The organism is Nocardia sp. NPDC059154, assembly GCF_042755705.1.
Classification (GTDB): domain Bacteria; phylum Actinomycetota; class Actinomycetes; order Mycobacteriales; family Mycobacteriaceae; genus Nocardia.
Genome location: NZ_JBHZCS010000044.1, coordinates 1 through 6,524, shown reverse-complemented (window position 1 = coordinate 6,524; position 6,524 = coordinate 1). Strand labels below are relative to the sequence as shown.

At 69.6% G+C, this 6,524-nt stretch carries 6 protein-coding genes and 2 pseudogenes; 4 read left to right on the top strand and 4 right to left on the bottom strand.

Going from position 1 to position 6,524, the window contains the following annotated elements; translation table 11 throughout:
* Positions 1 to 326, top strand: a pseudogene (locus tag ACFXN1_RS31900) (NmrA family transcriptional regulator); the annotation flags it as partial.
* Positions 327 to 468: 142 nt separating this feature from the next.
* Positions 469 to 1,872: an MFS transporter gene (locus ACFXN1_RS31895; protein WP_379441176.1), complete on the top strand. Its 1,404-nt coding sequence runs from the start codon at positions 469 to 471 to the stop codon at positions 1,870 to 1,872.
* An 8-nt stretch (positions 1,873 to 1,880) separates the two neighbouring features.
* Here ACFXN1_RS31895 and ACFXN1_RS31890 read toward each other — a convergent pair whose 3' ends face one another.
* Positions 1,881 to 2,417: a MarR family winged helix-turn-helix transcriptional regulator gene (locus ACFXN1_RS31890; RefSeq protein WP_379402890.1), complete on the bottom strand. Its 537-nt coding sequence runs from the start codon at positions 2,415 to 2,417 to the stop codon at positions 1,881 to 1,883.
* Between the two features lie 59 nt (positions 2,418 to 2,476).
* Between ACFXN1_RS31890 and ACFXN1_RS31885 the strand changes: the two genes are divergently transcribed.
* The gene (locus tag ACFXN1_RS31885) at positions 2,477 to 3,919 is read left to right on the top strand and encodes an MFS transporter (protein WP_379441175.1); all 1,443 of its coding nucleotides are present in this window, start codon (positions 2,477 to 2,479) and stop codon (positions 3,917 to 3,919) included.
* Between the two features lie 67 nt (positions 3,920 to 3,986).
* Here the strand turns inward: ACFXN1_RS31885 and ACFXN1_RS31880 are convergent, their stop codons facing one another.
* From ACFXN1_RS31880 to ACFXN1_RS31870, 3 genes are read right to left on the bottom strand one after another with little or no spacing between them, the layout of a single operon-like run.
* Entirely contained in the window at positions 3,987 to 4,625 is a 639-nt protein-coding gene (locus ACFXN1_RS31880) for a Type 1 glutamine amidotransferase-like domain-containing protein (RefSeq protein ID WP_379463734.1), read from the bottom strand.
* A gap of 3 nt (positions 4,626 to 4,628) precedes the next feature.
* Positions 4,629 to 5,447, bottom strand: coding sequence for a maleylpyruvate isomerase family mycothiol-dependent enzyme (locus ACFXN1_RS31875; RefSeq protein WP_379441172.1), 819 nt, complete (start codon positions 5,445 to 5,447; stop codon positions 4,629 to 4,631).
* Complete coding sequence (locus ACFXN1_RS31870; RefSeq protein ID WP_379441171.1) at positions 5,444 to 5,893, bottom strand: HIT family protein; 450 nt, start codon at positions 5,891 to 5,893, stop codon at positions 5,444 to 5,446. Before ACFXN1_RS31870 ends, ACFXN1_RS31875 begins: the two co-directional genes overlap by 4 nt.
* Before the next feature lie 323 nt (positions 5,894 to 6,216).
* On the opposite strand from ACFXN1_RS31870, the pseudogene ACFXN1_RS31865 reads away from it, so the two are divergent.
* Positions 6,217 to 6,524: pseudogene (locus ACFXN1_RS31865) on the top strand (NAD(P)(+) transhydrogenase (Re/Si-specific) subunit alpha); the annotation flags it as partial.

The window sequence follows — 6,524 nt, the reverse complement described above, 5'->3', positions numbered from 1 at the left end:
GGCACGCCGGACAGGTGTACGAGCTGACCGGCCCGCGCGCGCTCACCTTCGCCGAGGCGGTGGCGGAGATCGGCGCGGCGACCGGGCGGGAGATCGCCTACGTTCCGCTCACCCGAACCGATTTCGTGGCCGCGCTGACCTCCTACGGGGTGCCCGGCGAGGAGATCAGCCTGCTGGACTACCTGTTCGGCACGGTGCTCGACGGGCGGAATTCGGACCTGTCCGACGGGGTGCGGCGGGCGCTGGGCCGGGAGCCGCGCGACTTCGCCGAGTATGTGCGCGAGGTGGCGAGCTCGGGCGCCTGGGCGGTCCCGGCGAGCGCATAACCTGTCGGTGCCCCCGCCTACACTCGATATCAAACCGGCTGTACTGCAGATGATTCGGATCGCAGCCCCGAGCGCCGACGAAGCCGCGAGGGGTTGCGGAAACCAGGGAGATGCCGGGACAACACCCGGTAGCGTCGTACCGATGGCCGCTACGACGCCCGCTCCCCGGATCCGGAAGGCGCGCCTGGCGCTGTTCGCGGTGTTCGGCCTCAATGGGATGCTCTCGGCCGTCTGGATCGTGCACATCCCCGCCGTCACCGGGCGCAGCGGCGTGTCACCGACCACCCTGGGCATGCTGATCCTGCTCATGGCGGCCTGCGCCATCCTGGGTATGCAGGCCGCCGGACCCCTGGCGGACCGGCTCGGCAGCCGCACCCTCACCGCCACCGCCGCCACCCTGCTGTCCCTGGCCCTGCTCGGCCCCGCCCACGCCACCTCCCCGTTCACCCTCGGACTGGCCCTGGCTGCCTTCGGTGTCGCCAACGGCGCGATCGACGTCTCCATGAACGCCCAGGCCGTCCACATCGAGCGCGCCTACGCCCGCCCCATCATGTCGGCCTTCCACGCCTTCTTCTCCTGCGGCGGCTTCCTCGGCTCCGCCTTCGGCGCGGCGACCCAGCACGCCCACTGGCCGCTGCACACGACCTTCGCCCTGTCGAGTGCCTTCGGCCTCGCCACCGTGGCCATCGCGATTCCGCGCCTGCTCCCGCCCACCTGTCCCGCGACCCACTCGGTCCCGAACGTGTCGGCAGCCGAAGGCAACCGCCGCCACCGAACCGACCCGGCGGCGGCCCAGCACGGCCCGAGCACTCCGGTCGACCCGCGCGCGGATGGCCTGCCCACTGCTCGCGACGCCGTCGATCACGCCGTGACGCCCGGCACGGAACCGACCGTGTCCAGCGGACTCACCGCCGCTGCCGCCGTTACCCCGGGTGGGCGGGACGGAGAGCATCCGAGCCCTGGGTCACCGGCGGGCACGCGGATCGGGCGAAAAGTGCTGGCGCTGGGATTGATCGCGTTCGCGCTGCTGATGGCAGAGGGGGTGGCCGCGGATTGGAGTGCGCTGCAGGTGCAGGGGCGGCTCGGGGTGGAGGCGGGGACGGCGGCGCTGGCGTTCACCGGGTTCTCGCTGGCCATGACGCTCGGCCGGTTCGGCACGGACCGGGTGAGCGGGCGGTTCGGGCGAGTGGCCATCGTGCGCTGGGGAACGCTGCTGGCGGCCATCGGTTTCGGGCTGGTGGTGGCCTCCGGGTGGCTGCCGCTCACGCTGCTGGGGTGGACGCTGTGCGGCATCGGGCTGTCCGGCGGCGTGCCGCAGGTGTTCACCGCCGCCGGGAACCTGGGCTCGCGCACCGCCGCCACCGATATGTCGCGAGTGTTCGGGCTCGGGTATGTGGGCTTGCTGGCCGGGCCCGCGATCATCGGCTGGCTCGACAAGGCCATGCCACTGACCGCCGCGATGGCGGTGCCGCTGGTGGCAATGCTGTTGTGCGCCTGGGGCGCTCACGCCGTCGCCGCACCCGGGCGAGCGCCTGCGGGCCGATAGCCGCGGGGTCAGGCGGTGCGGCTGGGCCGGTCTCGCGCGGTCGCGCCGAGGTCGCCGATGAATTCGGCGTGGTCGAGGAAGTCGTCGACCATGCGGTGGTTGAGGACCGCGAGGGCCTGGAGGTCCTCGGTGGTCCAGTCGGTGAGGGCCTCTGCCATCCAGCCGCGCAGGACCTGGCGGACGGCTTCGACGGCGCGCCGGCCGGAGGCGGTGGGGCGGACCCGTTGCGCGCGACGGTCGTCCGGGTCGGGAACGCGCTCGACGTAGCCCGCCTTCTCCAGGCGCTGGATCTGGCGGCTCACGTGCGGGGCCTCCACATCGAGGCGGGTGGCGAGCTCGCCCAGGCGCATGGGCTCGCCGGCGTCGGCGAGCAGCCGCAGCAGCGGGACACTGGCCCGATCCATGGTGAGCCCGCACTGCACCATGGCTTGATCGTGGCGGCGGACCCGGGTCAGCAGATAGGCGACCCGGGCCAGCGCACGCTCCAGTTCGACTATGTGAGCTGCATCAACTTGTTTGGCGGGAGTGGCTTCCGGTCGCGGCATGTGGTTATCTTACGAAACTCATTTACTTAATTTTGGTAAGTAAACCAAAGGATCGCTGCATGACTACGACCGCTGTCGGTCAGGTCGACGGGACCAAACCCGCAGACCACTCGAAGGCCCACCTCGGCCTGACATTGCTCGCGCTGTGCGCGGCCGGCCTGGTCGTGTCGCTCCAGCAGACCGTCGTGATTCCGCTACTGCCGCGCTTCATCACGCAGCTGCACACCGACGTCGCCGGTGTCACCTGGCTGTTCACCGCCGCCCTGCTCTCCGGCGCGGTCGCCACCCCGTTGCTCTCCCGCTTCGGCGACATGTACGGCAAGAAGCCCATGGTCATGGTCGCGATGGGCGTGCTCATCGCGGGCTCGGTCGTCTGCGCCTTCGCCACCTCGCTGCCGGTCTACATCGTCGGCCGCGCCCTGCAGGGCATCTCCTCGGCCATGATCCCGCTCGCCATCGGCATCATCCGCGACACCTTCCCGCGCGAAAAACTGGTCAGCGCAATCGGAATCGTGTCCGGCACCATGGGCGTCGGCGGCACCATCGGCCTGCTGGCCACCGGCGTCATCGCCGACCACACCACCGACCCGCACCCGGTCTTCTGGCTGACCGCGGGCCTGGGCGTGATCGCCACCGTGCTGATCCAGGTGAGCGCCCAGAACAATGGCGTCCGCCACGGCGGCAAGCCCGACTTCGTCGGCGCCGCGCTGCTGGCCGCCCTGCTGGTCTGCCTGCTGCTGGGCATCAGCGAGGGCCCGCGCTGGGGCTGGGGCTCCGGCTCGGTCATCGCGCTGTTCGCCGCCGCCGCGGTGCTCGCCGCCATCTGGGTGTTCGTGGAGCTCAAGGTCGAACAGCCGCTGGTGCGCCTGCAGTTGCTGGTCGGACCGCAGTCGCTGTCGGCCAATGTGGCCTCCGCGCTGCTCGGGTTCTCCATGTTCGGCGCGTTCTCGCTGGTGTCCAACTTCATTCAGACCCCGGCGGACAAGGTCGGCTACGGCCTGTCCGGCACCGTGCTCTCGGTCGGCCTCTACGGCATCCCGAGCGCGGCGCTGATGACCTTCTTCTCCTTCAATACCGGCCGCATCTCCGCCAAGATCGGTCCGGCCTACACCCTGGCCATCGGCGCGGCCTTCGCCGGACTGTCCATGGGCTGGCTGGCCGTCTCGCACGATCACAAGTTCGACATGATCATGGCGAATGTGCTGCAGGGCACCGGTTTCGGCATCGGCTACGCGGCACTGGGCACCCTGGCCGTGCAGCACGTGCCGATGAGCGAGAGCGGTATCGCCTCGGGCATCAACTCGCTGGTGCGCACCGCCGGCGGTTCGATCGCCGGTGCGATCACCGGCTCCATCCTGACCGCCCACGTCCTGCACCTCGGCCCGCACGCCGCGGTCCCGACCGAGGGCGCGTACGTCGCCAGCTTCGCGACGCTGGCCATCGGCGCATTCGGTGCGGCCGCCGTTGCCCTCGGCCACGGCATCCGCCACAAGGGGCACTGACCATCTGTCGGGCAGAAAAGCCCGCGCACGCCGTCGGCGTGCGCGGGCTTTTTCCATGTGAGGACCGCTAGGTCAGGATCTCGTTCCGATCGCCGTCGACGACAACGACGTGGTCGTCGGTCAGCGCCCAGTGCGGGATTCCCGCGGAGGCGTACTCGCGCACCAGTTTCCGGGACAACCCCTCGGGGTCGGTCGGGGAATCCAGGTGCGGGACGATGCGGTGATCGACCATGCCCAGTCCGTCCCAGCGTGGTTCGACGCCGCAGGCGGTGCGGACCTCGTCCGGGTCGTCGATGGCTTCGATGCCGTGCAGGTCGGGGGTCATGACGCAGGCGCCCGCGCTGTAGCCGGCGTAGACCAGCGCGTCCTCGGCCAGCAGCGTCGTCAGGGCGAGATCGGCTCCGCTGCGGGCGAATTGGACGCGCAGCACGAAGGTGTTGCCGCCGCGCACCCACACCATCGGATATTCGCGCAGCCGCTGCTCGACCTCGGCCGGACGGCCGAGGTAGTCGCGCAGATCCAGCACATCGGGCCGGAAACCCAGGCGGCGCAATGGCACCAGGTCGCTGGTGACCGCACCCTGCCAGGCCGAGGGCCAGGCATCACAGGCATTGGCGATGACCGCCACCGGTCCGGGATCGCCGACCAGTTCGAGCAGTCGCCGCTGGTGCGCGCCGAAACGATAGCTGGACAGGAACAGTCGCACGGGTCAGATGGTGAAGGCCAGGCTGCGGACCAGGCGGTCGCCGAGGTCGGTGTCGCCGGTGAGCGTGATCTCCCCCGCGTGCGCGTCGGCGGTGGTGCGGCCGCCGCGCAGGCGGGCGAACAGGTCGGAGTCCATGGTCACCACGAGACCCGCCGGGGCGTCGAGGGTTTCCACCAGGCTCGCCCGGCCGCCGTCGACGGTCACGTGCAGCGTCTGCGGCACCGGGCCGGTGAGCTCGAAGGTGATCCGCGAACCGTCCGGTGCGCCCGCGCCTTTGACCGCGGCCTTGCCCAGCACGGTCAGCAGTTCGGTGAAGGCCGTCGCGCCGCGGCTGCCGCCCTCGTCGACGGCCACACCGAGCGCGTCGGCGATATCGTGCTCGTGCATCCAGCAGTCGAACAGGCGGATACGCATGAACCGGCCGTAGGGGGCCATGCCCACCGGGGTCGGCACCAGTTCGGCCCAGGCCTCGTCGGTGGTCTGCTCCAGCATCTTCAGCCGGCGGCCGGTGACATCCAGGAACCGTTCCAGCAGCTGCGAACCGGCGAGCGGGCGCAGCGAGTCGATCCACTTCTCGTTGAGCGCTCCGATGTCGTTGCGAATGTGCTCGCCGGCCACCGCGAGATCGGGGGTCGGCTCGCCCAGCAGGATCGATTCGGTGCCGATCACATGGGCGAGCACATCGAACACGGTCCAGCCGGGCAGCGGTGAGGCCGTGCGCCAGCGGTTCTCGTCCAGGCCGTCCACCAGCCGGGTAAGGGCGTCCCACTGGTCGGACAAGAGGGCCGTGATCTCGGCGCGGTCCGGCACCGTGTCGGTCATGCGGTGGTCTCCCTTTCTTCGTCGGCGAGCCGGTCCAGTCCGGAACGCAGTGCCGCGGCGGTGCGCTCGGTGTCGTGCGGGCGGCGCAGGACGAAACCCTTGGCGAAGCGCAGGGTGTCGCCGTGGTGGCGCGGGATCACGTGCAGGTGCACGTGGTGAACGGTCTGGAAGGCGGCCTTGCCGTCATTGATCAGTAGGTTGGCGCCGTCGGCCGCGAGGCCGGCGCGGCGCATGGACTTGGCCAGGCGATGGCCGAAGGCGAAAAGCTGTGCGCCCAGGGCCGGGTCGAGTTCGTCGAGATCGGTGGCGTGGCGCTTGGGGATCACCAGGGTGTGCCCGCGGGTGATGGGCCGGATGTCCAGGAACGCCACCAGGGTGTCGTCTTCGAAGACCTTGGTCGCGGGTGCGTCGCCCGCGACGATCCGGCAGAACATGCAGCCACTCACCATGCAGACATTACGGCGTACAAGTGATGTGCGACACCCCCTACACGCCCCCGATGTCGGCACAACCAGCAACGTACCTACTGGTGAGTAGCACGCGGAATTCTTCGTACTTGTCGCCGATCGAACCCCGGTCGAGCATGGAGTTGTCCGGTTTTCTCGCCACACCATGTGACGGGCATCTCCGCTACGCTCACGCCGAACCAGGTACAGTTGCGAGAATTCTCACGAACTTACTACCGAGTAAGTTCGGCCCGCCGTTGGACCGGTGAAGCGGCCCCGACATGAGGGTGACCTGGGCTCACCACGAGAAGGAAGTTTGACTAGTGGACACAACGCAGAGCGCACAGACCGCTGCGCCCCGCGGTGCGCGCGTCGGAGTGGTTCGCGAGACGAACCCGGACGAACGACGCGTCGCATTGGTGCCGAAGATCATCCCGGCCCTGCTGAAGCAGGGCGTCGAGGTGATCGTCGAGGCCGGTGCCGGTCTGGGCGCGTTGATTCCGGACGAGGCGTACATCGAAGCCGGTGCGACGCTGGGTGATCCGTACAGCGCCGATGTGGTCGTGAAGGTCGCCGCGCCGAACGACAGCGAGATCGCCAAGCTGTCGTCGGGGCAGACGCTGATCGGGTT